This window comes from Salinibius halmophilus (assembly GCF_003577475.1).
GTDB lineage: Bacteria > Pseudomonadota > Gammaproteobacteria > Pseudomonadales > Natronospirillaceae > Salinibius > Salinibius halmophilus.
Genome location: NZ_QPEP01000004.1, coordinates 46956 through 71731, shown reverse-complemented (window position 1 = coordinate 71731; position 24776 = coordinate 46956). Strand labels below are relative to the sequence as shown.

General features: G+C 48.6%; 27 protein-coding genes and 1 tRNA gene. 12 read left to right on the top strand and 16 right to left on the bottom strand.

What is annotated here, in order from left to right:
• Nucleotides 1-249 precede the first annotated feature (249 nt).
• The 5 genes from secF to queA form a co-directional block, all read right to left on the bottom strand.
• Nucleotides 250-1185: a protein translocase subunit SecF gene (gene secF, locus DUW71_RS05335; RefSeq protein WP_119394216.1), complete on the bottom strand. Its 936-nt coding sequence runs from the start codon at nucleotides 1183-1185 to the stop codon at nucleotides 250-252.
• A gap of 10 nt (nucleotides 1186-1195) precedes the next feature.
• Nucleotides 1196-3058, bottom strand: coding sequence for a protein translocase subunit SecD (gene secD / locus DUW71_RS05330; protein WP_119394215.1), 1863 nt, complete (start codon nucleotides 3056-3058; stop codon nucleotides 1196-1198).
• Between the two features lie 66 nt (nucleotides 3059-3124).
• On the bottom strand, nucleotides 3125-3484 hold the full coding sequence (gene yajC / locus DUW71_RS05325; protein ID WP_119394214.1) for a preprotein translocase subunit YajC: 360 nt from the start codon (nucleotides 3482-3484) through the stop codon (nucleotides 3125-3127).
• Nucleotides 3485-4609 (bottom strand): tRNA guanosine(34) transglycosylase Tgt, encoded by a 1125-nt coding sequence (gene tgt / locus DUW71_RS05320; RefSeq protein ID WP_119394437.1) that lies wholly within the window; start codon nucleotides 4607-4609, stop codon nucleotides 3485-3487.
• A gap of 14 nt (nucleotides 4610-4623) precedes the next feature.
• Complete coding sequence (gene queA, locus DUW71_RS05315; protein ID WP_119394213.1) at nucleotides 4624-5658, bottom strand: tRNA preQ1(34) S-adenosylmethionine ribosyltransferase-isomerase QueA; 1035 nt, start codon at nucleotides 5656-5658, stop codon at nucleotides 4624-4626.
• Nucleotides 5659-5780: 122 nt separating this feature from the next.
• Between queA and DUW71_RS05310 the strand changes: the two genes are divergently transcribed.
• The 6 genes from DUW71_RS05310 (at nucleotide 5781) to DUW71_RS05285 (ending at nucleotide 9592) form a co-directional block, all read left to right on the top strand.
• The gene (locus tag DUW71_RS05310) at nucleotides 5781-6218 is read left to right on the top strand and encodes a DUF3465 domain-containing protein (RefSeq protein ID WP_233546035.1); all 438 of its coding nucleotides are present in this window, start codon (nucleotides 5781-5783) and stop codon (nucleotides 6216-6218) included.
• An 87-nt stretch (nucleotides 6219-6305) separates the two neighbouring features.
• A tRNA-Leu gene (locus DUW71_RS05305) sits at nucleotides 6306-6390 on the top strand.
• Between the two features lie 135 nt (nucleotides 6391-6525).
• Nucleotides 6526-7593: a DUF3810 family protein gene (locus DUW71_RS05300; RefSeq protein ID WP_119394212.1), complete on the top strand. Its 1068-nt coding sequence runs from the start codon at nucleotides 6526-6528 to the stop codon at nucleotides 7591-7593.
• A 58-nt stretch (nucleotides 7594-7651) separates the two neighbouring features.
• Nucleotides 7652-7981 carry a DUF3301 domain-containing protein gene (locus DUW71_RS05295; RefSeq protein ID WP_119394211.1) on the top strand — a complete coding sequence of 110 codons (330 nt, stop codon included), beginning with the start codon at nucleotides 7652-7654 and terminating at the stop codon, nucleotides 7979-7981.
• 46 nt (nucleotides 7982-8027) lie between these two features.
• The gene (locus DUW71_RS05290; RefSeq protein WP_119394210.1) at nucleotides 8028-8930 is read left to right on the top strand and encodes a L,D-transpeptidase family protein; all 903 of its coding nucleotides are present in this window, start codon (nucleotides 8028-8030) and stop codon (nucleotides 8928-8930) included.
• 14 nt (nucleotides 8931-8944) lie between these two features.
• Nucleotides 8945-9592: a DsbA family oxidoreductase gene (locus tag DUW71_RS05285; RefSeq protein ID WP_158583884.1), complete on the top strand. Its 648-nt coding sequence runs from the start codon at nucleotides 8945-8947 to the stop codon at nucleotides 9590-9592.
• A 15-nt stretch (nucleotides 9593-9607) separates the two neighbouring features.
• Here the strand turns inward: DUW71_RS05285 and DUW71_RS05280 are convergent, their stop codons facing one another.
• From DUW71_RS05280 to DUW71_RS05270, 3 genes are all read right to left on the bottom strand, one after another.
• On the bottom strand, nucleotides 9608-10702 hold the full coding sequence (locus DUW71_RS05280) for an HD-GYP domain-containing protein (protein ID WP_119394208.1): 1095 nt from the start codon (nucleotides 10700-10702) through the stop codon (nucleotides 9608-9610).
• A gap of 63 nt (nucleotides 10703-10765) precedes the next feature.
• Nucleotides 10766-12538, bottom strand: coding sequence for a M61 family metallopeptidase (locus DUW71_RS05275; RefSeq protein ID WP_119394207.1), 1773 nt, complete (start codon nucleotides 12536-12538; stop codon nucleotides 10766-10768).
• Between the two features lie 76 nt (nucleotides 12539-12614).
• The gene (locus DUW71_RS05270) at nucleotides 12615-12815 is read right to left on the bottom strand and encodes a hypothetical protein (protein ID WP_119394206.1); all 201 of its coding nucleotides are present in this window, start codon (nucleotides 12813-12815) and stop codon (nucleotides 12615-12617) included.
• A gap of 392 nt (nucleotides 12816-13207) precedes the next feature.
• On the opposite strand from DUW71_RS05270, the gene DUW71_RS05265 reads away from it, so the two are divergent.
• Together DUW71_RS05265 and DUW71_RS05260 are read left to right on the top strand one after the other, a co-directional pair.
• Complete coding sequence (locus DUW71_RS05265) at nucleotides 13208-13522, top strand: DUF2185 domain-containing protein (RefSeq protein ID WP_119394205.1); 315 nt, start codon at nucleotides 13208-13210, stop codon at nucleotides 13520-13522.
• A 3-nt stretch (nucleotides 13523-13525) separates the two neighbouring features.
• On the top strand, nucleotides 13526-14140 hold the full coding sequence (locus tag DUW71_RS05260; RefSeq protein ID WP_119394204.1) for a riboflavin synthase subunit alpha: 615 nt from the start codon (nucleotides 13526-13528) through the stop codon (nucleotides 14138-14140).
• 51 nt (nucleotides 14141-14191) lie between these two features.
• On the opposite strand, the gene DUW71_RS05255 is transcribed toward DUW71_RS05260, so the two are convergent.
• The gene (locus DUW71_RS05255; RefSeq protein ID WP_119394203.1) at nucleotides 14192-14506 is read right to left on the bottom strand and encodes an isoamylase early set domain-containing protein; all 315 of its coding nucleotides are present in this window, start codon (nucleotides 14504-14506) and stop codon (nucleotides 14192-14194) included.
• A gap of 143 nt (nucleotides 14507-14649) precedes the next feature.
• Between DUW71_RS05255 and DUW71_RS05250 the strand changes: the two genes are divergently transcribed.
• The 4 genes from DUW71_RS05250 (at nucleotide 14650) to trhP (ending at nucleotide 19392) form a co-directional block, all read left to right on the top strand.
• Nucleotides 14650-15744: a DUF2868 domain-containing protein gene (locus DUW71_RS05250; protein WP_119394202.1), complete on the top strand. Its 1095-nt coding sequence runs from the start codon at nucleotides 14650-14652 to the stop codon at nucleotides 15742-15744.
• Nucleotides 15741-17126, top strand: a complete 1386-nt coding sequence (locus DUW71_RS05245; protein ID WP_158583883.1) for a GTPase/DUF3482 domain-containing protein — start codon at nucleotides 15741-15743, stop codon at nucleotides 17124-17126. The genes DUW71_RS05250 and DUW71_RS05245 overlap by 4 nt, the downstream gene beginning before the upstream one ends.
• Nucleotides 17123-17944 carry an alpha/beta hydrolase gene (locus tag DUW71_RS05240; protein ID WP_119394200.1) on the top strand — a complete coding sequence of 274 codons (822 nt, stop codon included), beginning with the start codon at nucleotides 17123-17125 and terminating at the stop codon, nucleotides 17942-17944. The genes DUW71_RS05245 and DUW71_RS05240 overlap by 4 nt, the downstream gene beginning before the upstream one ends.
• Nucleotides 17945-18039: 95 nt before the next feature.
• Nucleotides 18040-19392 carry a prephenate-dependent tRNA uridine(34) hydroxylase TrhP gene (gene trhP, locus DUW71_RS05235; protein WP_119394435.1) on the top strand — a complete coding sequence of 451 codons (1353 nt, stop codon included), beginning with the start codon at nucleotides 18040-18042 and terminating at the stop codon, nucleotides 19390-19392.
• On the opposite strand, the gene DUW71_RS05230 is transcribed toward trhP, so the two are convergent.
• From DUW71_RS05230 to DUW71_RS05200, 7 genes are all read right to left on the bottom strand, one after another.
• Complete coding sequence (locus DUW71_RS05230) at nucleotides 19389-19796, bottom strand: (deoxy)nucleoside triphosphate pyrophosphohydrolase (protein ID WP_119394199.1); 408 nt, start codon at nucleotides 19794-19796, stop codon at nucleotides 19389-19391. The genes trhP and DUW71_RS05230 overlap by 4 nt on opposite strands.
• Before the next feature lie 36 nt (nucleotides 19797-19832).
• Entirely contained in the window at nucleotides 19833-21599 is a 1767-nt protein-coding gene (locus DUW71_RS05225) for a sensor domain-containing protein (protein ID WP_119394198.1), read from the bottom strand.
• Nucleotides 21600-21674: 75 nt separating this feature from the next.
• Complete coding sequence (locus DUW71_RS05220; RefSeq protein ID WP_119394197.1) at nucleotides 21675-22070, bottom strand: sirohydrochlorin chelatase; 396 nt, start codon at nucleotides 22068-22070, stop codon at nucleotides 21675-21677.
• Nucleotides 22067-22270, bottom strand: a complete 204-nt coding sequence (locus tag DUW71_RS05215) for a Trm112 family protein (protein ID WP_407690490.1) — start codon at nucleotides 22268-22270, stop codon at nucleotides 22067-22069. Before DUW71_RS05215 ends, DUW71_RS05220 begins: the two co-directional genes overlap by 4 nt.
• On the bottom strand, nucleotides 22263-22511 hold the full coding sequence (gene yidD / locus DUW71_RS05210) for a membrane protein insertion efficiency factor YidD (RefSeq protein WP_233546033.1): 249 nt from the start codon (nucleotides 22509-22511) through the stop codon (nucleotides 22263-22265). Before yidD ends, DUW71_RS05215 begins: the two co-directional genes overlap by 8 nt.
• A gap of 4 nt (nucleotides 22512-22515) precedes the next feature.
• Nucleotides 22516-23895, bottom strand: a complete 1380-nt coding sequence (gene cysS, locus DUW71_RS05205; RefSeq protein WP_119394195.1) for a cysteine--tRNA ligase — start codon at nucleotides 23893-23895, stop codon at nucleotides 22516-22518.
• Nucleotide 23896: 1 nt separating this feature from the next.
• Complete coding sequence (locus tag DUW71_RS05200) at nucleotides 23897-24745, bottom strand: 6-pyruvoyl trahydropterin synthase family protein (protein ID WP_119394194.1); 849 nt, start codon at nucleotides 24743-24745, stop codon at nucleotides 23897-23899.
• Nucleotides 24746-24776: the final 31 nt, after the last annotated feature.

The window sequence follows — 24776 nt, the reverse complement described above, 5'->3', positions numbered from 1 at the left end:
TCCTGTGTCACAAAACTGACAAGTGTTTTGGGTTTGTTAATTAATGTGAATTAGAACACATTAAGATGTAATTTGGTATCGGTTTGCAGATCAGTGTTCGAATTACAAGAACTGTAGATGGTTTCTGCCTTCTATGATTTGAACGGTGTACCAAATTGGTATTTATAAACAAAACAATAACAAATGTCTAGGTGTAAAAAAACCCGTCGAGCGACGGGTTTTTGAAAGGATTTTGTCAATAAATTGACTTTAGTCGTCTTGTAGCCAGCTTGGTTTTTCTTCGGTGAGGTCTGGCTCTTCGCGTGACGGTGGAATCATATCTTGGCGGGTTAGATTGGTTGCCAGAAGGATGTTCGACGATACGTAAATCGACGAGTAGGTACCTACTACTACACCAATAAGCAGTGCTTCGGCGAAGCCGGCCAGCATTTGACCGCCAAATATTAGCAGTGCGATAAGCACCAACGCTGTGGTAAACGAGGTGATCAAGGTACGGCTAAGTGTATCGGTTAATGCGATATTGATCAGTTTGACCACATCAGTTTCAGTCGATTCTTGGAAGGTTTCGCGAATACGGTCGCTCACTACGATAGTATCGTTTAGAGAGTAACCAATCACCGCAAGCAAGGCCGCTAGTACCGTTAAGTCGAACTCCAGCTGGAACAGTGCAAAAATACCACCAATAATCACTACGTCATGAATCAAGGCTGCGACGGCGCCAATGCCAAACTTAAACTGGAAGCGGAAAGCTACGTATACTAGTACCACGGCCAGTGCAAGCATCAAGCCTAAGCCACCTTTGTCACGCAGTTCCTCACCCACAGATGGGCCAACGAATTCATTGCGCAGTAGTTCAAGCTCGGCACCACTAGCAGTGAGTAGATCAACTACCTTGTTGCCAAGGTCAGGGTCGTTGTCGGCTTGAAAGCGAATCATAACATCGGTTTCTGAGCCGAATAGCTGCACCGTAACGTCACGGTAGCCAGCTTCGGTGAGTGTTTGGCGAATTTCCTGTACGGGGGCCGCTTCGACGTATTCCACTTCAATCAGTGCGCCACCGGTGAAGTCGAGGCCAAAGTTGATGCCGCGCACGACTAAGAACACCAGTGATAGCACAAATAAGGCAATCGACGCCGCACCAGCAATCTTTCGCCATTGCATGAAATCTATAATTTTACCGTTCATGTCATTGCTCCTAGATTGCCAGTTTTTCAACATTGCGACGACCATAAACTAGGTTGGTCAGCGCTCGCGTTAGCATGATGGCTGTAAACATAGATGTGGTGATACCAAAGGCCAATGTGACGGCGAAGCCCTGAACGGCACCTGTGCCCACGGCAAATAGAATCGCAGCCACAATAAGCGTGGTCACGTTGGCGTCTACAATGGTCACGACCGCACGCTCAAAACCAGCTTTGATCGCACTTTGTGGTAGCGCACCTTTGTTGAGTTCTTCTTTAATCCTGGTAAAGATCAACACGTTAGCGTCGACCGCCATGCCCACCGTTAATACGATACCTGCGATGCCTGGTAGGGTAAGGGTGGCGCCGATAATCGACATTAATGCAACAATTAGCAGGATGTTAACGCAAAGGGATACTGTCGCAAACGCACCAAAAGCGCGATATTTAATCAGCATAAAGCCAACTACGAGCGCCATGCCAAGAATTAGCGAGTTGATACCAATGCGGATATTTTCAGCCCCAAGGCTTGGGCCAATGGTGCGTTCTTCAACAAAGTACATAGGTGCTGCCAGTGAGCCGGCACGAAGTAGAAGGGCTAGTTCATTAGCTTCGTTAATATCACCAACCCCTGTGATGCGGAAAGACGAGTTCAACGCTGACTGAACTGTTGCCAAGCTGATGATCTCTTTGGTGGTTTCGCGCTCCGTGGTCTCAACCACTTCGCCGTCTACCACCGTGCGTTCCACACGAGTTTTCTGCTCAACAAACAAGGTGCCCATGCGACGACCAATGTTGCCACGTGTGGCTTGGTTCATCCGCGCGCCACCAGCAGAGCTTAGCGTGATGTTTACCTGAGGTTGGTTGTTCTCATCGAATGATACGGACGCATTAGTAACAACATCACCGGTGATGATAATGTCTCGCTCTAGCTTAGCGGTGCGTGCTGCATTCATATAGCGGAAGGTTTCTGACGTTGCACTCGAAGCACCTGGTTGTGCTTCCATGCGAAACTCAAGGTTGGCCGCACGACCAATGACTTTTTTCGCTTGTGCTGTGTCTTGCACACCTGGTAGTTGAATGAGTAGTCGGTTTGTACCCTGTTGCTGAACAATCGGCTCCGCCACACCCAACTCGTTTACCCGGTTAGAAATGGTAGTTAGGTTTTGTTTAACTGCTTCTTCTTCAATGTTGGCTACTTCTTGATCCGACAAGCTTAGGCGCAGGCCTGGCATGTCGTTGTAGTCGGTGCGGTCAATGGTGAACTGCTCGTAATTGCGCTCTAGGTATCGCTCGCCGTCACGTAGAGCTTCATTATCGCGGAAACCTAGCCAGATTACCCGTGCCGTGTCTGGGTCGGCATCTACTAGGCGATAACCGATGCGCTCGCCACGCAGGTCGCGTTTTATGGCTGATACATTATCGGCTTGGCGTGTATTTAGGTAGGCTTCGGTATCAACTTCCATTAGGAAGTGCACGCCGCCAGACAAGTCGAGGCCAAGCGACATTGGTCGCGCGCCTAATGCAGTCAGCCAATCTGGTGTAGTCGGCACCTTGTTCAGTGCGACAACCCAGTCGTTGCCTAGCAAGTCTTGCAGGGCAGACTTAGCGGGTAGCTGTTCGTCGTCATCGGCTAAGCGAATAATGGCACTGCGATTATTTAGCTCAACGGTACTGTCGAGTTTTACTTGGATGCCAGAGGCTTCTAGTTTGGCCAACATGTCTTCCTGTAGGCCTTCATCAATTGCAAGGCCACTAGAGGCCGGTGTGATTTGAACGGCAGGGTCTGGCTGGTACAACATAGGAATGCTGTAAACAACGCCAAACGCAATAACCATTAAAATCAGCAAATACTTCCACAGAGGGTAGCGGTTCATACTGATCACCAGAGAGAGAGGGTTAACAAAAACAGAAACGCTGGCGCAGGCCAGCGTTCTTAAGACTTAAATGCCTTTCAGCGTACCCTTAACTAGGGTGGCTGAGACAGCGTGCTTCTGCACTTTAACTTCGACGTTCTCAGTTAGTTCAATGACTAAAAATTCGTCTTTGATTTTTACTACTTTGCCAGCAAGGCCACTTGAAGTAACAATTTCATCGCCAGGTTTCAGTTCTTCAAGGAGCGCCTTGTGCTCTTTCTGGCGTTTTGCTTGTGGACGCCAGATCATTAGATAAAAAATCACGATAAATACGGCAATCATACCAAAGCTTAGAAATGGCGAAGCTGCAGGTGGCGCAGCAGCTGCTGCAGCGGCCATTGAGAAGCCTGGAAGCGTGACTAGTAATAAAGCAAATAGCTTTTTCATTTATTTCTCCTGAACGAGCGCCGGGGTCGACATGCCGCGGCGTTGGTAAAACTCATCTACAAAGTCGGTCAATTTACCTGTTTCGATAGCGTCTCGCAATCCGGCCATCAATCGCTGGTAATAACGTAAATTGTGAATGGTGTTGAGCTGAGCACCTAGCATCTCACCACATTTATCTAGGTGATGCAGGTACGCACGTGAAAAATTGCGACAGGTATAACAATCACAGTCGGCTTCTAGTGGGCTTTGGTCGTGACGATGCTTAGCATTTCGGATTTTGACCGTGCCCTCGGCCGTGAACAGGTGGGCATTGCGTGCATTACGCGTTGGCATTACACAGTCGAACATATCAACGCCGCGCCGCACCGCCTCAACAATGTCTTCGGGTTTGCCAACGCCCATTAAATAGCGGGGTTTATCGGCAGGCATCTGATCTGCGGTGTGATCAAGAATGTTGATCATGTCTTCTTTTGGTTCACCAACGCTCAAGCCACCGATTGCATAACCATCAAACTCAATTTCAGTCAGGCCTTTTAGCGAAATGTCGCGCAGCTCTGGGTACATGCCACCCTGAATAATGCCAAACAGCGCCGACGGGTTGTCGCCATGTGCATCTTTAGAGCGTTGAGCCCAGCGTAGTGACATACGCATTGACTTATCTGCTTCGGCAAAAGTCGCAGGATAAGGTGTGCACTCGTCAAAAATCATCACAATGTCAGAGCCAAGTGCCGCTTGCACGGCCATTGAACTCTCGGGTGTCATTTCTACCTTGCTGCCATCTACCGGCGAGCGGAAGGTAACCCCTTCTTCAGTGATCTTGCGCATCTCACCTAGGCTAAACACCTGAAAACCACCTGAGTCAGTGAGGATTGGCTTGTCCCAGCCGTTAAATTCATGCAGCGAGCCATGTTCTTTGATGACTTCCGTGCCAGGGCGCAGCATTAAGTGAAATGTATTGCCAAGAATGATTTCGGCGCCAATTGCATGAATATCGCGTGGCAACATGCCTTTGACGGTGCCGTAAGTGCCAACTGGCATAAATGCAGGCGTTTGAATGGTGCCGCGGGGAAAGCTGATTTCGCCGCGACGAGCTTTGCCATCGGTGGCTTTGAGCTCAAAGGTCATTTTACAGGTGCGGGTCATGACTGCCTCTCTGGGTGAATAAACATCGCATCGCCATAGCTGAAGAAACGATATTGCTCCTTCACCGCCTCATTATAGGCAGACAAAATACGATCCTTGCCAGCCATCGCGCTGACCAGCATGATTAAAGTAGATTGGGGCAAGTGGAAATTAGTCAATAGGCCATCAATCACATTAAAGGTGAAGCCTGGATAAATAAATATGTTGGTTTCACCTTCGAACGCCTTTAGCCCCCCAGACTGAGCAGCTGTTTCTAGTGAGCGAACGCTGGTTGTGCCAACCGCGATGACCTTGCCGCCACGAGCTTTGCACGCCTGAATAGCATCAACAGTTTCTTGCGGTACGCGCAACCATTCCGAGTGCATGACATGGTCTTTTACATCATCAACTTTAACCGGTAAAAATGTTCCGGCGCCAACATGTAGGGTAACGAACGCTTGTTCGATGCCTTTATTGGCTAGCTTGGCTAACAGCTCGTCATCAAAGTGCAATCCGGCAGTGGGTGCTGCGACGGCGCCTGCTTCTTTGGCATAAACGGTTTGATAACGCTCTTTGTCAGCGTCTGCTGCTTCGCGCTTCATGTATGGGGGCAGTGGAATTTCGCCATGTGCATCTAGCTGCGCAAGAATATCGGCACTGGCAAACTCAATAATAAATAAATTGTCGCGACGATCTTTCACCGTCACGCTAATTTCACCGTTAGCAAGAAATAACTCTGTGCCAAGTTTGACTGACTTGTTGCTGCGAATAAATGCAAGGGCTGTGCGCTCATTGATTAGGCGCTCAATCATTACTTCTACTTTGCCGCCACTGGCTTTTTGCCCATGCAGGCGGGCAGGGATGACCTTGGTATTGTTAAATATTAGTAGGTCGCCAGGCTCCAGCAAATCCTCGATATCCGTGAATTTTTTATGGGCAACTGGGGTTCTATCCCAGCCTAGTGTCAGTAGACGGCTGTCGGTGCGCTTAGCCGTTGGTTCGCTGGCGATCAGTTCATCTGGCAGCTGAAAGTCAAAATCGGTTACATTCATGGCTCTCTCCTAAGATGGCGGAAGTTTACCTGCGAAACCGCCACTGCCCAAGTGTTGCACTGCGATTTAAGATTTACATAAGGTAAAATAGGATTGCCGAGTAAATAAAAAGGATTAATAAATTGAAATTATTTAAGTTACTTGCCTACGCGCTATCTGCAATATTGCTGCTCAGTGCTTGCGAAGAAGTGGGTGAGCCATCTGGTTCAGTAGGTCAGATGTCCGTTGAGGATATGGTTCTGCAGCAAGCGTTTGAAAATCAAACAAGCGACCTGCAAGTTTATGGCAGCGGTACTGTAGTGAAAGTGCTCCCGGACGACACGGACGGATCCAAGCATCAGAAATTTTTACTTGAACTAGATTCTGGGCAGACGCTACTGATTGCTCACAATATTGACTTAGCGCCTCGGCTACCAGGTTTGGTGGAGGGAGATCGAGTCGCTTTCTACGGTGAATACGAGTGGAATAGTAAAGGTGGAGTCGTACATTGGACGCACCATGACCCTGATGGCCGTCACGTTGATGGGTGGCTTGAATACAAAGGTAAGCGCTACGGCTAGTTGGCTAACTTACTGATTTATTTGAGGAAAAGTGAAAAAAGGGGTTGCGCAATGGCAATCCCTTTGGTTTAATGCGCAGCACAAGTTGCCAGTGTGGTGAAATTGGTAGACACGTCGGATTCAAAATCCGATTCCTTCGGGAGTGGCGGTTCGAGTCCGCCCACTGGTACCAAGATTTAAGAAGACCCTGCTTTTTTAAGCAGGGTTTTTTATGCCTGTTTATCGGAAGTTTCCCAACCATACACAGCGCTGTTTTTCACTGCTATGATGCGTTAAAAGAATAATTTACGCATGGAGTGCCACATCGATGTGGAGTGATAGCCGCAAGCGCGAAAAAGCAAGCTGGTTGCGAGCAACCCTTGGGATCTGGGTTGCCATCGTCGTCGCTATTTTATGGGCGGTTGCCCCTAGGTTTCCCAGCTTCGTTAACAACTTCTATAGTGATGGCTGGTATGCTTTTGTTAGTTCAATCGGTGCTGGCGTCACAAGGAATCTTAGTTTTTCAACGCTAGAGATTACTCTGCTGGCCGTTGTGGTCATTTTGCCGTTTATTCTATTAATGCTGTCTCTCGCAAAGGCCTCACGGCATCGGCTGGGGTTATTGTGGGGAGTAGGGCGCACCTTATTGGCGTGGTTGAATTACGCTGGCTGGGTGTGGGCGGCATTTGCCTTGCTTTGGGGGTTTAATCATTTTCGCACACCTTTACCTGAGCAATTAGAGTTAGATAAGTATCAGATGACAGCTGAGACGCAGCAGCTAATGTTGCAAGCAGCTGCCGAACAAACCAATGCGCTGGGCAAGCAAGTAGACAGTATTTGTGCGATGTCGGCGATTGAGCAATTTGACAGCGCTGCCTTAAGTCGATGGTCTGCTTCAGTGGGTCAAAAAGAACTGGTCTATAGCTATGCTCGCCCGATGATGCTCAGTGGCCTATCAACTAGGCTGCGCGTGTCAGGTGTTTACAATTTATTTCTTTTCCAGCCAACCTATTCGTTAGCTCAGCACCCTGTATTAACCATGTTTACCGCTCAGCACGAGCTGGCGCATCTTGCTGGTTGGGCCGGGGAGGACGAAGCGTCTCTCGCTGCCTATGCGTCGATGTGGCACAGCGATGATGCCCTCGTGCAATATGCAGCTTGGTTAAGCTTTTGGTGGCGCACGGGCGAGCGCGATAACTTGGCTGCAGATGTGGTGGCCGATTTGGGGTGTATACGACAGTTTCAACAAGTTTTTGAGCCACTACCGGTAGCGAATCAAATGTGGCAAGCCTACGATAGTTATTTACAGGTTGCCGGTGGCGGTGGTGTAAAAGACTATGAGAAGGGCGAGCACTACGCATTGTTGTATTTTTGGTACAGAGTGCCCCGTAATTAACTTGTTTATTCGTTTTTGCTCAGTAGGCTATCAAGCAGGATGAATAGGAAAACAATCAATGTCGTTATCTGCGTTAAGCTTGCTGTTGTTAATTGCTTTTGTGATTTTGCTGTGGTGGCAGCATACTGGTTTCTTTCACCGCGCTCGCCAGTTAGCGCAGTCTCGATGTCTTGCCGAGGGGATTCAGCTGCTTGATGACTCGGTCGCCTTTGACCGGTTTAAAGTGTTAAAAACCGATGTTGGTTGGCGTTTGTCGCGGGTGTATGAGTTTGAGTTTACCAGTACGGGCAAAGCGCGCTTTACCGGCAAACTCTTCCTGATTGGTAACTCACTCTATGCCAGTGAGTTAGAACCTTACGACTTGGCACAAGAAGACGACGAACAATAAAAACTGTGATAGCTTTCTAAAAATAACGTTTCACTATGGAAAGATTATGAAGGTACTAGGTGCGATTCTGGCGCTCATTATTGCCACTCACAGTTCGGCCGCATTTGATGAAGTTCTTCAGCCAGCTGAGTTGATTGAGGTGCCAAGCCGGTATCAACATGCATTGGTAGCCGAACTCAGAACGGGTAATCTGCATATATACCGTCGCCTGAGTGATGGATCCGTGATGTTGATTGACACCATGCCCATTTCTATTGGCAAGCAAGGGTACGGTAAGCAAATAGAAGGGGATGCCAAAACGCCAATTGGAGTGTACCGAATCACTAGCTATTTGACCGATGAGCAGCTCGACGATTTTTATGGCAACGCTGCCTACCCAGTGAACTATCCCAACGTGTGGGATAAGCGCTTAGGTCGCACTGGCAGCGGTATCTGGTTGCACGCCGAGCCTTACGAGCAAAAAACACGACCACTACGCGATAGTGATGGCTGCATCGTTTTGTCGAACAATGATATCGACAAGTTAGCTGAGTACCTTGATGTGGGTTATACCCATGTGATTAGCACGCCAGAAATGCAGTTACTAACGCGCAGCGCGGTAGCCCAAAGGCGAAGCCAACTTAAAGACACGCTGTCGGCTTGGATCGCATCTTGGGAACAGCTTGATCACGACGCGTACATGAGTTTCTACGCTGATGACTTCCATAGTGATGACATGAATTTTGAGCAATGGGAGGCATACAAGCAACGCGTCAACAGTCTGAAGACCTATATCGATGTGGAGTTTTCTGAACTTGGGTTGTACGCCTATCCAGGTGAAGACAACATGGTGTTGGCAGAGTTTTATCAGTCATACGACAGCTCAAATTATCGCTCGAAAGGATGGAAGCGATTACTGCTACGCTTAGACAACGATCAGTGGAAAATTATTTACGAAGGCGGTGGCTAACGACTGGGGGTGATATGCTGCAGATTGATTATTTTAGTGATGTGCTGTGTGTATGGGCTTGGATTGCCCAAGTACGCAACGATAAGCTGCAAAGCGATTACGGCGACCAGATTGCCCTAACCCCAAAGTTTATGAATTTGTTTGGGAATACCGAACAACGGATCGCGCAAGGTTGGCAGGACCGTGGTGGTTATCATGGTTTTGCCGAACATGTGGAACACAGCGTGGCTAGTTATCCAGATGCCCCCGTTAATGAGGATGTGTGGCGAACAGTGCAGCCAAAAAGCTCAATGCCGGCACACTTAGTATTGGCGGCCATCAGAGCTGAATTCGGCGATGAAGCGAGTATGCAAGCGAGTAAGATTATTCGCCATGCGTTCTTTGTTGAAGCGTTAGATATTTCTCGTCAAAGTGTATTGTTAGAGTTAGTCGCACCGCTAATTGACGTTGATCTTGTTCAGCAATCTATCGCTTCTGGCGTAGCCTTTGCTGAGTTGGCTGGAGATTATCAGCAAGCAGAAAAGCAACGCTTGCATGGAAGTCCATCTTGGCTGCTTAATGGCGGTCGGCAAACTCTGTTTGGCAACGTAGGCTACCGGGTTTTATCGGCTAACTGCGAACAGTTGTTGCGCCATCCAAATGGCGAGGCCAGTTGGTGTTAGGCTCCCTCTAGCCAATTAACCAATTAACCAAAAGCGCTCGTTTACGCTTTCTAGCTCCGAGCGCAAAGGGTGATCTGGCTGTTGCTGGTGTATCACTCTGATAAAGCGCTTGAACAGCCAAAACCACTCTACGATCAACGCATTAAGTTCAATTAGTTCATTTGGGTTTTCTGAACTGCTCGCCATTGCCAGTAGGTCACTATGGTACAGCCCTGCTTGGTGCAGGGCATACTGCAAGTGTGCAAAAGCCTCGTTAATTCGTTTGCTGGTGCTGGTGAACTGGCGCAAAGTATTGGTTGCTTGCTCAAGTACTTGTAGCCTTGATTCAATGAGTGTTTTAGCAATTTGTGGGCCTTTCCAATCACCATTTTGTTGCTTAAAAAATGCAATGGCCGGATTAATAATTGAGTCAGCGAGTTCTTCTTTGTTAATTCGAAGGTAGGCCATGAGTTTAAAATAACTAAATTCGTCACGTGCTCGCGTTAAGCGATATAACTGATCGGCTAATGCGACTATTTTGCAAGGCATGGGGATTGTGCCCACCACTCCGCGTGGATAGCCACTATGGTCAAGCCGCTCATGGTGCAGTGCAATGGCGTTTATGACCGTGCTGTTGTAATAGTTCTCTGATTCAACCAGTTTTGCTGAAATGAGCGGATGTACCCGTATGCGCTTCCACTGTTCATCATTGGGTGCCTGTTCTTGCGATAGTTCATAGCCTAGGTAGTTGAACGAGATGTCTTTCAATAATGCGGCAGTAAAAATATCGTGCTGACTGGTGGTCGACAGTCCTGCTCTTTTGGCGATGGCCATCGCCAGCCAAGTGCTGATTGCCGTTTGTTGGGCTAGCTCGGAACTGCTCTGTACAAGCTGATTCAGCAATTGCATCAATACCGGTGGAAAGTTATGTGACAGGCAGTGATGCGCCAGTGCTAAACCGATATCGTTTTCTTCATGGAGGGCAAGCAGGGTTGCGTCTTTGCTTAGAGCAGACTCAATAAATGCCATGAGCTGCTCGTTGCTTAACGGTTGATAGCGTTGAGCTGTGGCGCGAGCAAGATTGACTATTTCGGCTAACTGCAATGGCTGCTGGCGAGTCTGGCTATTCACCCGTTGCTCCTAAAAGTCGTGTTACAACAGTATAGAAGACAACCAAGCCAGCAGCCGATTGATTTAAACGCCTAACACAGCTTTCACCGCATCAGTATTTTTGGCAGTTAGCATGCAGGTATCGGCAGGGGCTAGGGCGTATGGGATTTGGGTTTCAATCACCACGTCGCGGCGCAAAGCAATCACCTGAACTGGTTGGTCGTGTCGTTGTAGGCGCTTCATTAGCGAGTTCTGGTCAACTTTTAGTCCATCGGCTGCAATAATGACATCCCCGGCAGATAGTCCGGCATGCATGGCTGGGCTATCGGTTAACACGTGCGTGAGTTTTGCACCCATTACATCATTGCCCAAGTTAGCGCCTAACCAGCGTTTTGCTGTCTCACTACCTTTGCCACCCCAGTCGGTGAAGCTAGTTGCTGGGCGCATGGTTAGTGTTATGCCAATCTCGTTTAGTAGTGTAGCGATAGGCAAATCCTCAGTGCTACGCAGTCCAGTATCGAATATGTCTTGCAAATCACAGTCAATGACCTGTTTTGCTAGCACTTCAATGGCACCCTCGGGCACCCCGATGCTCGGTTTTCCAAACTCTTTCCAGAGTGCTACCAGAAGGTCATCAAGTGATTGTTTACCCTCAGTTCTGGCTCTAATCGCGGCGTCTAAGGCGAATGCAATAAAATAGCCCTTGGTGTAATAGCTAATAATGGCATTGGGTGCATTTTCGTCTTGCTGGTAAAACTTGGTCCAGGCATTAAACGATGATTCTTCAACGGTTTGCTTAAAGCGTCCTGGCATGCGGGTAACGCGTGTCAGTTTTTTCGCCAAGTAGTCGAGTGCTTGTTGTTGATCAATTAAACCAGCGCGACTTACAAAAATAAGTTCATAGTAGCTGGTAATGCCCTCAAACCACCATAACTGCCTAGTGTAAGACTCCTGGTCTAGGTCGTAAGGGTGAAAAGCGGCTGGTTTGATTCGCTTGACATTCCAGCTATGAAAATACTCGTGTGAGCAGAGGGTTAAGTAATTTAAATAGTTGTCTGATACGCCTTCTTCACCTTCGCTCGGCAGTTCGTCACGCGGGCAAATAAGAGCCGTAGAATCGCGATGCTCAAGACCGCCGTATTGATTATCAGTGGCCTGTGTCATAAACAAATACTGGCTAAACGGTGCGTCGCCAAATGTTTCGATTTGCAGCTGGCAGATGGGTTCAAGATCCTTCGCTAGGCGTTCCATATCGCAGTCGTGGATGCCAGAGATCACAATGTCATGCACAATGCCGTGCGTGGTAAAGCTCGCTTTGCTGAATTTGGCGTACTCTACTGGATAGTCGATGAGGGCATCAAAGTTATCGGCCTTATAACGGCCAAAGCCCCATTTTTCTGCGCCATCGCGTGGCATGGTAGTCGCTACTTCCCATTCTTTGGCGCAGTCATGGTTAGGCTTAACCAGCTCTACGGTGACAGGTTCATGTTCGCGCCCAGCAACGGCCATGAATGTTGACGTGCCGTTAAAGAAGCAGTGCTGCTGATCAAAATGTGCTGACCGAATAGAAAGGTCCCAAGCGTACACTTGGTAGCTTACCTCTACTTTGTTGGCGTTCGCGCAGGCGATTTGCCAATGATTTTTTCGTGTTTGATCAATCGAAAGAGTGTTGCCGTCTTGATCCTGCGCTGTCAGTGCGATGATGTTTTTATTGAAATCACGTACCAAATAACTGCCAGGAATCCACACCGGCTGCCAAAGGCTCAGTGTGCTTTGGTCGCAGACATCTACCTGCATCGTAATATTAATTAGGTGCGCATATGGTTGATCAGCGTTGACGACGTAGTGGATTGACATAGTTTCCTCAAACAAAAAACGGAGCGATTGCTCCGTTTATTAGATAGCTGTGTAACTTAACTTGCAAGGGCTTGCGTTAGCGGAGCTTCATCAGCTCGGGGTGAGCAAGTTTAAAAGCGCGCAATTCTTTACGAGCTTGTTCAACTGCGTTGTACAGCTTGGCGCGCTCCTTTTTATCCCCAGTGCCCGCTGGATTATCCTTTACGAACTCTCGTTTTGCCGCTTCAGCGTCGTCAATTGCGCGCTCAAGCGCTTCTAGTTTTGCCTGTGTATCCATTAATACCCTCTCTCTCTGCCTGTACGACCGAGTCGCCAGTCATCCTTAGATTTTCCTTACTGAGGTTAAGACTAGCGCTAATTTATTATTTGACAATACGAAAGCCAAATAATCTGGATCCCGATCGGCGGCGCAGTCTATCATGGTTTTGAGAAAAATGGGCCACCATCGAAGGGAATTTGTCGTCATATGAGATCTTTGTATTGCAAAGTTACATTTTGAAACAAAAACCTATCATTGATGCTAAGTTATTGTTTCCTATCTCGAAGTTTTACTACTTTACACTGTTCACTAAAAAAAAGCCGTAACCTCGCCTGAACAGGGAGTAGTCAAGCTGCAATTCCCTCCCTATAATTCGCGCCCCTTTCATTTAACGCTATGGTGTGCACGCGATGACGATGTTGGTTGACAGCGGATATTTATGTTTAGCGTCTAGTATGATTTTAAGTGAGCGGCCGATGCCTATTCGCTTTTTCTATCGTGATCACCCCGAGCATCAAAACGATACTGGCTTTCGATTTTATTCTGGGTTTGAAACGGATGAGTTTTTAGAGCAGGAACACGCTGCTTGTGTTGCACCACTAGAGAGTATGGCGCGTATCGAACCAAGCATTGCCGAGCTGTTGATGTGCTCGGAGGTTGGAACCGTGTGGGAGCGAGCAGGTGACCAGTGGGTTCAGGTAACAGACTATCGAATTCCGGACTAGATTATGTTTACAGGTATTGTGAAGGGCTTAGCTAAAGTTGAGCAAATAGAGCAGGTTGAATCGTTAAAACGTTTAACGATTGCCTTACCGAGTATCGCTCAAGGCAATATTGAGCTGGGCGCCAGTATTGCGATCAATGGCTGCTGCTTAACGGTTGTGGAGCAAATTGATGACAGTCGCGTTTGTTTTGATGTGATTGCCGAGTCGTTGTCACTGACTAACCTAGGGCAGCTCGAAGTCGGTGACTCGGTAAATGTAGAGCGCTCCTTTACCGTTGGTGCTGAAATTGGTGGTCATATTATCTCTGGGCATATCGCAACAACCTGCGAAGTGCTCGCAATCGAGAATCAGGCGCAAAAAGTTTGTTGGCGCTTATCATTGCCAGAGCAAGTGAAAGAGTACGTATTGCCGAAGGGCTTTATTGGCCTGGATGGCTGTTCACTCACCGTCGGCGAAGTTCGAGAGGACAGCTTTGATATCCACTTAATCCCTGAAACACTGTCTCGCACAGTTTTTGGTTTCAAAAAAGTGGGCGATCGAATCAACCTAGAGGTGGACGCCCAAACGCAAGCCATTGTTGACACAGTAAAGCGCTACATGAGCAATCAAAAAGGCTAGTTGATCCAAACTCTTAGAAGCAAACGCCACCCTTAGGTGGCGTTTTCATTTTTATTGCGTTAGCTGTAACACTGAGTTTTCTACACCTAGTTCCGGTACCTGTGCATAGGCATCGGCTTCCCAGTCGTTTTCCCAGGTTTCGCCGTCGATTAAGTAGCGATACTGATATTCTTTGCCTACCTCGATATCTAGTTCGGCTTTAAAATCACCCGACTTTAACTTCTTCATTTCAATTGGCTTTTCAAGCCAGTCGGTAAAGTCCCCAACGATCATCACCGCTTGTGCGCTTGGGGCTGCATCTTTGGGGAGTTTAAAGGTGCATTTCGCCACCGGTTTAGACTTTAGGTATCGTTTTGCTACAGGCATGGTAGATTCCTTTGCATATATTTAAGTGGAAATAGGGTAAATTCCCAGCAGCGGCGCTGCCCATCGCTTATTAGATTAGTTCATTTTTTCTACAGCGTGGCGCAGTATGGTTAAAATTTTGTGTCAGGTTATTTAGGTTGTTCATGTCGCAGGTTCGTAAACTGGTTGAAGCTAAGTGGCTTGAGGAGCAGGTGGGTATTGCGCCGGCAGGTCAGTATTGGCGCGAGAAGCGCTCAGAGCTAGCGCTGGCAGCCTTGCCAAAACTCGCGTGGTTGGACTACGCAACCTGGCTAGCATTGGTGTTGGGCGCAATGCTAGGCGCCTCTTTCATCACCGGCCTGTTGTTGGTGAACAGTGAGCAGACAGTTAACGTGATGGTGTTTTTAGCTGCCACCGTCGTTTTACCATGGTTAGTGAAAGTTTTTAGTTGGATGATGCCAAAGCGCACAGGCGGGGCGCCTTGGCAGCAACATTGGTTGGTCTCGCGTAGTTGGTGGGCGCAAGTTCAATTGTTCTCTACTACGTCAGCACTAATTACTTTCATATTCTGGCTCTTGGTCACGGATATTACCTTTGTTTGGCGATCAACATTATTGGAGCCAAACCAAGTATTACTCTCGGCACTCAACTTTTTAAGCCTGCCTTGGCAATGGCTGGTACCCAGTGCGACGGTATCTAATCAGCTTTTGGTAGATAGTCAAATCTACCGCCAAGGTGGTGATTTAGTGAGTGCGCTGGCAACTCGGCAGTGGTGGTCATTTCTATTGCTGAGCATGGTGGTGTGGGTATGGCTGCCAAGGCTAATCGATTGTTTACGTTATCAGTGGCTGATAAAACGCTCGCTTAAAGCGCTAGAAGCAGGTCCTGTGCATCAGCATCTTCAGCGTCAGGAGCTTCAGCAAGCAGCAAGTGTGCAAGTATCACAGCCTATGCTAGAGCAGCCAGCTCGCGGTTTTCTCTCTGGTGATGTGACACATTTTTATTGGCGTATGGGCAAACCTGATGACCTAGCCACGCTGCCGTTTGCACAAGCCTGCGAATTGCTTACCAATACAAGTAGCCCTGTAGCAGTTAATGTGCTGGCGCACACAACGCCAACGGCAGAGCTTGCAGATATTGTTAATTCGCAAGAATTTGGCTGGCTGGTGCTACATTCAGTTGACAATCAAAGTGATCTGCTAAGCTGGCAGCAATTTTTATCTCGGTATTTGCCAACATGGCAAGTGGAGCAGAAATGAACTTGCCAAAGCTGGCCATTGTAGGCCACCCCAATCGTGGCAAATCTAGCCTGGTAGCAACCCTTACTGAGGATGAGCGCATCGCCATAAGTCCAGTGTCGGGTACCACTGAGGTGGCGGAACCGTTTAATTTGTCGGTCGCCGATACGCCCTATTTAACCTTGGTCGACACCCCAGGTTTTCAGCGCGCCCGACGCTTGTTAGAAATGCTCGGTGGTGACGAGCTGCCACTTGATCAGCGCCCTAACGCGATTCAATCGTTTTTAGCCGATATTAATTTGTGCCAACAGTTCCCCGACGAAGCAGCATTGTTGGCGCCCATTGTGGACGGTGCTGGCATTTTATATGTGGTTGATGGTGGGCGACCTTACGAAGAAGTGTATGCACCTGAAATGGAACTTCTGCGTTGGACGAGCGCGCCACGCATGGCGGTGATCAACCCCATAGGCAGCGACCGCCATGTGGCGCAATGGCAGCAGGTGTTGAATCAACAGTTTCAGGTGGTACGCGTATTTAACCCATTAGCAAGTGGTTTTAACACGCGCATGCAGCTATTTAATGCGTTTTCAATTTTAGCGCCCCAGTGGCAGCACCAATTACAAGACCTGCAAGCCGTGTTGGCTGCAGCCCGCCAGAGCAGGGCGTTAGAGGCCGCTGGCTGGATTGCACGGCTGTTAAACCAAAGCTTATCATTCAAGGTTAGTGTTATTGGTCAGGGCGATTTGGCCCGCACGGCGGCAGAAAAGCGCCTGTTAAGCCAGCTGGCCCAGCAAGAGCAAGCCTGTTGGCATAATATTGCCTCGGCGTATCGGTTTAGCGAACTAGATCTATCAATAGATCAGCTAAGCTTACCCGAAGATGACTTGTTTAATCAGCAGGCATGGCAGCTTTGGGGGCTCAGTCGTAAGCAGCTATGGTTAGCCGCGGGTGCCTCCGGTGCGCTGGCCGGCGGTGCGCTAGATTTAGCCGTTGGTGGCACTTCTTTGCTAATGGGCACAGTAACTGGCGCTGGCGTAGCCAGTGCCGGTGCATTTTGGGCCGACCGAAAGCTGGCCAAGTTAGGATGGGCGAAGCAGTTGCTGGGTTCAAAAGAAAGTTGGCAATGCGGGCCGGTTAAACACGCCAACTTTGGCTTTGTATTGCTGGCGCGCGCCCTGGTGGTTTGGCTAGCCGTCGACCAGCGTACTCACGCTCAGAGAGATCGCATTGTGTTGCAGGATATGCAATCGCAGCTGTGGCAAAAGTTGTCGCTAAAAGAACAAGGGCAGTGGTTGCGCCTGTTTGCCAAAATGCAACAAGCGCCATTGGCCGACAAACAACAAGCTGAATTAGCTGAGCAGATTTTGGCTCTATTTGAAAAAGTGAGGTCTGAGCTTTCATGATTGAGCAAGTTGATTCGCTGGATGAGCACCAGATTCACCCCCGTAAACGTACGCTTTGGTTCGATCGCCAAAGCAATAACACTGTGCTCTTTGTGCATGGCCTCAGTGCCACGCCAGCCGAACTTGACCCAATCCCTGAGTATTTTGCCGCTTCGCTTAATGCAAGCTTGTTGAAGTTGCGCTTGCCAGGGCATGGATCGGATGGCGCTTTTCTAGCAACTGCTACCGCAAATGATTGGCAGGCGGCTGTGATTAACGCGTTGGATTTTTTAGTGGCGCGCGGACAAACCATTTGGTTGTTGGCATCCTCGACCGGTGCCACATTGCTGTGGCCCCTTATTACTAGATATCAGGCAAGTATTGCTGGGGTTGCGATGCTGTCGCCAAATTTTGCCCCGCGCAATAAATACTGGCGATTAATGAATTTACCCGCCGCCCGCCGCTGGCTGCCCAAGCTCTATGGTGCCCAGCATGGTGAGCTCAAACCAGCAGACGAGGTGGGTGAGCGCTACTGGGCACTCCCTTACCCGAGTACCGTATTGTTTGAAATGAATCAGGCGATTATGTGGGCGCGAGCGGCAAACGTCAGTGACCTAACTCGACCCATTTTTGTTGCCGTAAATGAGCACGACAATGTGATTAACCCCTACGCTGTGCTTAAACAGTTACAGCGGGCAAAGCAGGCACCGATGCAGGTCACCTGGTTTCAGCCAGCAAACAGTGACAACCAGCACGTACTGGCAGGAGACTTCTGCAACCCATCTACAACCAAATGGGTACAGCATCAATTACAGCGTTTTGCGCAATTGTGGCAATAATAATTGTCACAATAAGTGCATGGGTATTGGTCTTGTTGGCGAGCTGAGTATAATTGCGGCATATTTGCTAACTAGGGTTTTCTGCCGTGACTCAATTGACCGCACCTGAACTATTGTCCCCTGCGGGAACGCTTAAGAACATGCGCTACGCCTATGCCTACGGCGCTGATGCTGTTTATGCCGGTCAGCCACGTTATAGCCTGCGCGTGCGCAACAATGATTTTACCCATGAGAACCTAGCATTAGGGATTGAAGAAGCGCATCAGCAAGGCAAGCAGTTTTACGTTGCCGCCAATATTGCCCCCCACAACGGTAAAGTACGTACGTTCTACCGTGATATTGAGCCAATCATCGAGATGAACCCAGATGCGCTCATTATGTCTGATCCAGGTCTGATTATGATGGTGCGTGAGCGCTGGCCGGATATGCCTGTGCACTTGTCGGTGCAATCGAATGTGGTCAACTTTGCCGCGGCCAAGTTTTGGCATAAACAAGGCATAGAACGCATTATTTTATCGCGTGAGCTATCGCTGGACGAAATTGAAGATGTGCACAAAGAATGTCCAGAAATGGAGTTGGAAGTCTTTGTTCATGGTGCACTGTGTATTGCTTACTCTGGACGTTGCTTGTTATCTGGTTATATGAACCGCCGTGACCCAAACCAGGGAACTTGCACGAATGCCTGTCGCTGGGGTTACCAAGCACATGAAGCCAAAGAAGATGACAGTGGTGATTTGGTGCCGGTTGAGCCTGGTATTTGGACGCCAGCACAAAATAAGATTGCCTCCGATAATGCTACCCTGGGTGCCGGTGCACCAACGAGTAAAACCTTCTTGCTAGAAGAAGCAACGCGCCCCGGTGAGTTAATGCCTGCTTTTGAAGATGAGCATGGCACCTATATTATGAACTCAAAAGACCTGCGCGCAGTGGAGCATGTTGAGCGTTTAACCAAAATGGGTGTGCACTCGTTAAAAATTGAAGGTCGCACCAAGTCGCACTACTACGTGGCTCGCACCGCCCAGGCCTATCGGCGCGCCATAGACGATGCGGTAGCGGGGCGACCGTTTGACCCTAGCCTGCTAGGAGAGCTTGAGAACTTGGCAAACCGTGGTTACACCGAAGGTTTCTACCGACGTCATACGCATGATGCGTATCAAAACTATGATTACGGTAGCTCAAAGGCAAGCCAGCAGCAGTTTGTAGCCGAAGTATTAGATCAGCCAAGTGCTAACAAACTTACTGTGGCGGTGAAAAATCGCTTCCAAGTGGGAGATGAGTTAGAGCTTATGACACCGGCTGGTAATAAACGTTTCACCTTAAAATCTCTGTACAGCAAGAAGATGAAAGGCACAACAGACGTTGCGCCAGGGTCAGGCCATGAAATGACGATTACACTCGACGAAGATGTGCAAGCGGATGAGTTCTCCTTGCTGATGCGTAATTTCTAATGCTGCATAGCCTGTTGCAAATGCGCAAGGATTTCGGCGTTTGCAGCGGGAAACTCAAGTGCTAACAGGGTTGGTAAGTCTACCCATTGAACCTCTTGCCCTTCTGCACCGTGAGGGGTTTCATCATTAGCAAGAGGTACTAACCAAACGTCTAACCATACATGTAAATCATCGTACTGATGTTTTACATCACATAACTTTGTACAGTCATTGGCCACAACATTGATTGCAAGCTCTTCTTTAAGCTCGCGTGTCAGTGCCTGGGTTACCGCTTCCGAGGCTTCTACTTTACCACCCGGAAACTCCCAGCAACCGCCCTGGTGTTTGTGCTTGGCACGCCTTGCAACTAGGTATTGGTTATTGCGCGCTATCACGCCAACTGCTACGTGAATTGATTTACTCATGGTGTTCCTCGGTTTAAATCCGTCGGCAGTCTAGCGCTAGTGAAGATTCGAAACAATGCTGCGATTGGTTAGGGGCAATACAATCGGGGTGGAGTGCAACAGCGCATTCACTTCCTTTACTTCTAATGGCTTAGAAAAGAAGTAACCTTGCGCGAGTGGACAGTTGTTTGCTATAAGCCACTGGGCATCTGCTTGGCTTTCTACGCCTTCTGCAACGACTGTTAGCCCTAAATCTTGTGCGAGGGCCATTAGAGCGGCACAGATTCTGCCCTTGGCTTCATTGCTCGCTACCTGCTGAATTAGGCTTCGATCGAACTTGATTTTGCTTAATGACAGCTCGGATAACATTGATAGGTTGGAGTAGCCGGTGCCAAAATCATCCATAATGACGTGGACGCCCGCGAGTGTCAGCTTGCCAATGGCTTTGCGGGCACGCTGATTCATTAATACGGATTCGGTTAACTCTAGATGTAACTTACCAGCAGCATCAACGGGCAGCGCCGATAGCATGTTGAGTACTGAATCGACAAATCCGTGCTGTTCAAACTGTACGACGGAGGCATTAACGGCTACGTCTAGTAGTGGCAGGTCTAGTTGGTACCACTGCTTAATTTGGCTAATGGCTTGGCGCAATACCCAGTTACCAATATCAGCAACAACACCGGTTTGCTCAGCAAAATGAATAAACTCGCCAGGAGAGATTTCACCATACTCTGGATGGCGCCAACGAATCAATGCTTCAACACCAACCAGTTGACCACTTTGCACATCCACCTGAGGTTGATAGACCAAGCGAAACTGGTTGCTGCGCAATGCCTCGCGCAAGTCTTGTTCAAGCTCTAGCTGGCGCATGGCTTGGCGGCTCATATCTTCTTGATACTGCATTACCTGACCACGGCCAGCGCGCTTGCCTTCATAAAGTGCCACGTCGGCCGCTTGCAATAAACTATGGCCGCTAACGCCATGTTGAGGAAAGGCGACTTCACCTGCTGTAAAGCCGATATCAAATGGCAGCTTGCGAATAATCACAGGGGCCTGAAAGGCTTGTGCAATTAGAGGTCGCACATGATCAATATTGCTTGCTTTGGCTAGGATCACAAACTCATCACCACCTAAACGGAAGCATTCGCCTGGAATCGTCTTCAACCTTGATGCAATGGTGACAATAACCTCGTCCCCGGCAGCATGGCCTAAGGCATCATTGATGCGTTTAAAGTTATCTAAGTCGATTAAAAAAAGATAAAAAGCTTCGTTACGTGCGCACAAGTTGCTGAGCTGCTTTTCAAGATAGGCTCGGTTAAACAGTTCCGTTAGATTGTCGTGCCATGCCAGCCAATGTAGCTTGGCTTCTGCCTGTTTGCGCTCACTGATATCGCGAGCCAAACCTGCAGTACCAATTATTTTGCCACTGCGTGCCCGCACTGGCGCTTTGATAAGGTCGATCCACTGGTAATCGCCGGTTAGATCGTTCGGAGATTTCGACTCACGGCGAATTAGATTGCCAGTTCGAATAATATTGAGGTCGTCGATTTGATACTGTTTGGCGTTTTGATCATTGGACAGGTCAAAATCCGTTTTACCTATGAGGGATTTCGGGCTAACGCCCCATATCTCGCCAAAGGCTTTGTTGACCATAACAAATCTACCTTGCTTGTCTTTAACCCAAGCAAGGTCGGGAATGTTGTCGATGAGTGCGCTGTAGCGTTGTCGGTCGCGTCCATACTTGATTGCTAAAGCGAGCAACAGAACAGAGCTGAGTAGCGCGAGGCCTGTATCCCAGTTTGTTACTAGCCAGTCGAACATGCCAAACTACCTTCAATCGTTACATCTAGGTAAGTTTGGCAGAATGGTTAATAAACTGCCAAATTGGCTTAGCTATTATTTGCTTGCAGTTTGTAAGCCATTCGCTGCAAGTTCTGCTAATAACCCTAGATAACTCGCTTCGCTGCCAATGTAGGGTAGGCAGGTTACGGTGATGTTCGGGTTTTTTGATCGGAATGCTTCTATGTCTTCTGGAATGTCTTGTGCAACATGGCGGCCACGGTTGAGAAAACAAGGTAGCAAATAAATTTCCGAATGCCCACGATCTCGAAGCGCCTCTAAACCCTGCTCGATCGTTGGCTCGGCAAGTTCTAAAAAGGCCGCTTCCACGGCACTGTACAAGTGGCCAATCTGCGCTGCAGTCGTGGCGACTTGTTGGGTAAACTCTTGATTGGCTGCTTGGCGTCGACTGCCGTGAGCAACCATTAGTAGTGCGGGTGTGTTGATACTCATGATTTCCGTTTGATGTAGGTATCGTATTCGTCGTCGCTTAACTCGCGAGCTTCTTCTGGCAGCATCACAGGAATGCTGTCACGTATTGGGTAAGCTTTACGGCTGCCAGTGGCGATCAGTTCATTGCCATCATCTGATAGCTGAAGAGATGTTTTGGTCACTGGGCACACTAAAATGGCCAATAATTGTGGGTCAATCATGAGAGTCCTCGTTAGAGTTTGGCTGCTTTTTTGGTGGCACCGGGTCTAAACCACCTTTGGCAAATGGATTACATCGTAAAATTCGCCACAGCGCTAGCCTAGTTCCTTTAAAGGGGCCATGCACATGGATGGCTTCTTGGGCATAGTCTGAGCAACTTGGGTAGTAGCGACAGTTATTGCCAAGCATGGGGCTAATGAAATACTTATAGCCTTTTAATAATAACAATAACAGTCGCTTCATTGGATTACCCTTTACGGCGCCAACGAACCCCTTCAGGGGTATCTTGGATTTCAACGCCGGCTTCATCTAGCTCAACACGAATGGCGTCAGCCCTGGCAAAGTCCTTTGACTTCTTAGCGGCGGTGCGCTCTGCAATAAGCTGTTCAATGGCTTCTGGGCTAATTGCGTCGTCGCTAGCCGCAGTAAACCATTGCTCTGGTGATTCATACAAAATACCTAGGAGGTCGCCAGCAGTAAGCAGGGCCCATTTGAGCTGCTGCTTTTCGTCATCGCTTTCGGCTTTGAACATATGACCGGCTAGCTCATGCATGGCTGCAATGGCAAGCGGCGTATTGAGGTCGTCATTCATTGCCGCGACAAAATCGGCCAATAGCTCTGGTTTCTCCTTGGCTTCTAATGACTGTGCCTCTGCTAGGGCGTTGTAGAAGCGGTCGAGCGTTTGTTTGCTCTGCTTTATGAGTGCATCGGTCCAATCGAGCGACGAGCGATATTGAGAGGACAGCATCATTAGGCGTAAATGCTCACCGTGGTATTGTTGTAGTGCGTCACGAATGGTGATGAAGTTGCCTAAAGATTTAGACATCTTTTCGCCGTCTACCGTTAACATGCCATTGTGCATCCAGTAGCGTACATACTCTTCGTCATCATGGCAGCATGTGCCCTGAGCTAACTCGTTTTCATGGTGTGGGAACGTTAAGTCACGACCACCACCATGAATGTCGATGGTGTTGCCAAGATGGGCTTGAATCATAGCGGTACATTCGATGTGCCAGCCAGGGCGGCCGCGCCCCCATGGGCTTTCCCAGCCTGGTTGGTCGTCGGCTGAAGGCTTCCACAAAACAAAATCCATCGGATCTTTTTTATAGCTTGCTACTTCTACGCGGGCACCGGCTAGCATGTCATCGGTGTTGCGCTTAGAAAGCTTGCCGTAGTCCTTGAACGACGGCACGTTAAACAAAACATGACCATCGGCAGCATAGGCGTGGCCGGCAGAGATCATCTGTTCAATTGCTGCGATCATCTGGCTAATGTGATCGGTTGCCCTAGGTTCGATATCAGGTAGCGCAACGTTTAGGCCGTCAATATCTTCGTGATAGGCCTGAATGTAGCGATCGGTTAGCTCACGAATGCTAATGCCTTCTTGCGCGGCTGCCTGATTAATTTTGTCATCGACGTCGGTGATATTGCGCGCGAATACAACCTGATCATATTGGAAGCGTAGTAAGCGCACTAGGGTGTCGAAAATGACTGCTGAGCGGCCATTGCCAATATGTAAATAGTTATAAACAGTTGGTCCACACACATAAAGTGTCACCCGGTTTGGGTCTAGTGGCTGAAATACTTCTTTTGAACCGGTTAGTGTGTTGTAGATGGATAATGCCATGTTAAACCTTAAATTCTGCTATCGCGCCTTTTTGCACGCCTTCAAATGCTCGCACACGCACTGTTTTACCTGGTTGGAACGTGGCGGTTTCTTGCGCTAGGTGTTGCGCAATCAGCTCTACTGTTGTGTCGGTAGCCAGTACATCACAGCGCTCTTCAGGTAACCAAATATCAAATCGCCCTTGCTCTGCTTCATAGCCTGAGTGAATAAGACCGTCTTTTACACTTATGATGTCTTCATCTGTCACCAAATAGATGTCTTGCCACTTGTTTGCCCAGTAGGCTTCAAGTTCTTCATCCCGCTGGCCATCTACCAAAACATGAATGGCTGATCTATGACCATGGGCAATGCGTTGGCAATCCCCTTTGTGTTTTTTGAGCCCGTGCGAATAGTGATAATAGGCACCAGAAATTGCCTCAACCCGTAAGGTTAATCGAACGTCACAGACGTTAGAGGGCAGCTTGGCTTTGATCGACGACTCTAACAGCTCGGTTACTGCGTTGATGCTAATTTTCTCACAATCAAGTAGCTCAACGGCTTCCGCCGGGCAGGTGATGCGAGCTAATAGGTGGTCAGGTTGATCAAACAACTGAATGTCGTGTTGGTCATTGCCCGACATGACAGTAATGGCCGGATTGGCTTCAGGGACCAACAAACAGTGGTCAACCGACTGGTCAATCCAGGCTTTGATCTGCTTTTTGACATGGCCAAAATCAAACACCATGCCTTCCTCGTTTAGCTCGCCATCTAGCTCAACATCTACTATCCAGCTTTCGCCCACAACACCACGCTGCGGATGCAAATAGCTGAAATCAATTACGGTAAGGTTGTCTACAAACAGGGTTGCCATATGCCCTCCAAAATCAGCGGGCTATTGTAAC

Bases quoted from the DNA above. Each gene is read 5' to 3' on its own strand.
- DUW71_RS05255 (WP_119394203.1), bottom strand. From the start codon at position 14,506: ATGCCTGTAGCAAAACGATACCTAAAGTCTAAACCGGTGGCGAAATGC.
- DUW71_RS05220 (WP_119394197.1), bottom strand. From the start codon at position 22,070: ATGAGTATCAACACACCCGCACTACTAATGGTTGCTCACGGCAGTCGA.
- DUW71_RS05265 (WP_119394205.1), top strand. From the start codon at position 13,208: ATGACGATGTTGGTTGACAGCGGATATTTATGTTTAGCGTCTAGTATG.
- DUW71_RS05300 (WP_119394212.1), top strand. From the start codon at position 6,526: ATGTGGAGTGATAGCCGCAAGCGCGAAAAAGCAAGCTGGTTGCGAGCA.
- secF (WP_119394216.1), bottom strand. From the start codon at position 1,185: ATGAACGGTAAAATTATAGATTTCATGCAATGGCGAAAGATTGCTGGT.
- cysS (WP_119394195.1), bottom strand. From the start codon at position 23,895: ATGGCATTATCCATCTACAACACACTAACCGGTTCAAAAGAAGTATTT.
- yajC (WP_119394214.1), bottom strand. From the start codon at position 3,484: ATGAAAAAGCTATTTGCTTTATTACTAGTCACGCTTCCAGGCTTCTCA.
- DUW71_RS05250 (WP_119394202.1), top strand. From the start codon at position 14,650: ATGTCGCAGGTTCGTAAACTGGTTGAAGCTAAGTGGCTTGAGGAGCAG.
- DUW71_RS05225 (WP_119394198.1), bottom strand. From the start codon at position 21,599: ATGTTCGACTGGCTAGTAACAAACTGGGATACAGGCCTCGCGCTACTC.
- queA (WP_119394213.1), bottom strand. From the start codon at position 5,658: ATGAATGTAACCGATTTTGACTTTCAGCTGCCAGATGAACTGATCGCC.
- DUW71_RS05270 (WP_119394206.1), bottom strand. From the start codon at position 12,815: ATGGATACACAGGCAAAACTAGAAGCGCTTGAGCGCGCAATTGACGAC.
- DUW71_RS05245 (WP_158583883.1), top strand. From the start codon at position 15,741: ATGAACTTGCCAAAGCTGGCCATTGTAGGCCACCCCAATCGTGGCAAA.
- tgt (WP_119394437.1), bottom strand. From the start codon at position 4,609: ATGACCTTTGAGCTCAAAGCCACCGATGGCAAAGCTCGTCGCGGCGAA.
- DUW71_RS05200 (WP_119394194.1), bottom strand. From the start codon at position 24,745: ATGGCAACCCTGTTTGTAGACAACCTTACCGTAATTGATTTCAGCTAT.
- DUW71_RS05285 (WP_158583884.1), top strand. From the start codon at position 8,945: ATGCTGCAGATTGATTATTTTAGTGATGTGCTGTGTGTATGGGCTTGG.
- DUW71_RS05215 (WP_407690490.1), bottom strand. From the start codon at position 22,270: ATGATTGACCCACAATTATTGGCCATTTTAGTGTGCCCAGTGACCAAA.
- secD (WP_119394215.1), bottom strand. From the start codon at position 3,058: ATGAACCGCTACCCTCTGTGGAAGTATTTGCTGATTTTAATGGTTATT.
- DUW71_RS05240 (WP_119394200.1), top strand. From the start codon at position 17,123: ATGATTGAGCAAGTTGATTCGCTGGATGAGCACCAGATTCACCCCCGT.
- yidD (WP_233546033.1), bottom strand. From the start codon at position 22,511: ATGAAGCGACTGTTATTGTTATTATTAAAAGGCTATAAGTATTTCATT.
- DUW71_RS05290 (WP_119394210.1), top strand. From the start codon at position 8,028: ATGAAGGTACTAGGTGCGATTCTGGCGCTCATTATTGCCACTCACAGT.
- DUW71_RS05275 (WP_119394207.1), bottom strand. From the start codon at position 12,538: ATGTCAATCCACTACGTCGTCAACGCTGATCAACCATATGCGCACCTA.
- DUW71_RS05230 (WP_119394199.1), bottom strand. From the start codon at position 19,796: ATGAGTAAATCAATTCACGTAGCAGTTGGCGTGATAGCGCGCAATAAC.
- DUW71_RS05260 (WP_119394204.1), top strand. From the start codon at position 13,526: ATGTTTACAGGTATTGTGAAGGGCTTAGCTAAAGTTGAGCAAATAGAG.
- DUW71_RS05295 (WP_119394211.1), top strand. From the start codon at position 7,652: ATGTCGTTATCTGCGTTAAGCTTGCTGTTGTTAATTGCTTTTGTGATT.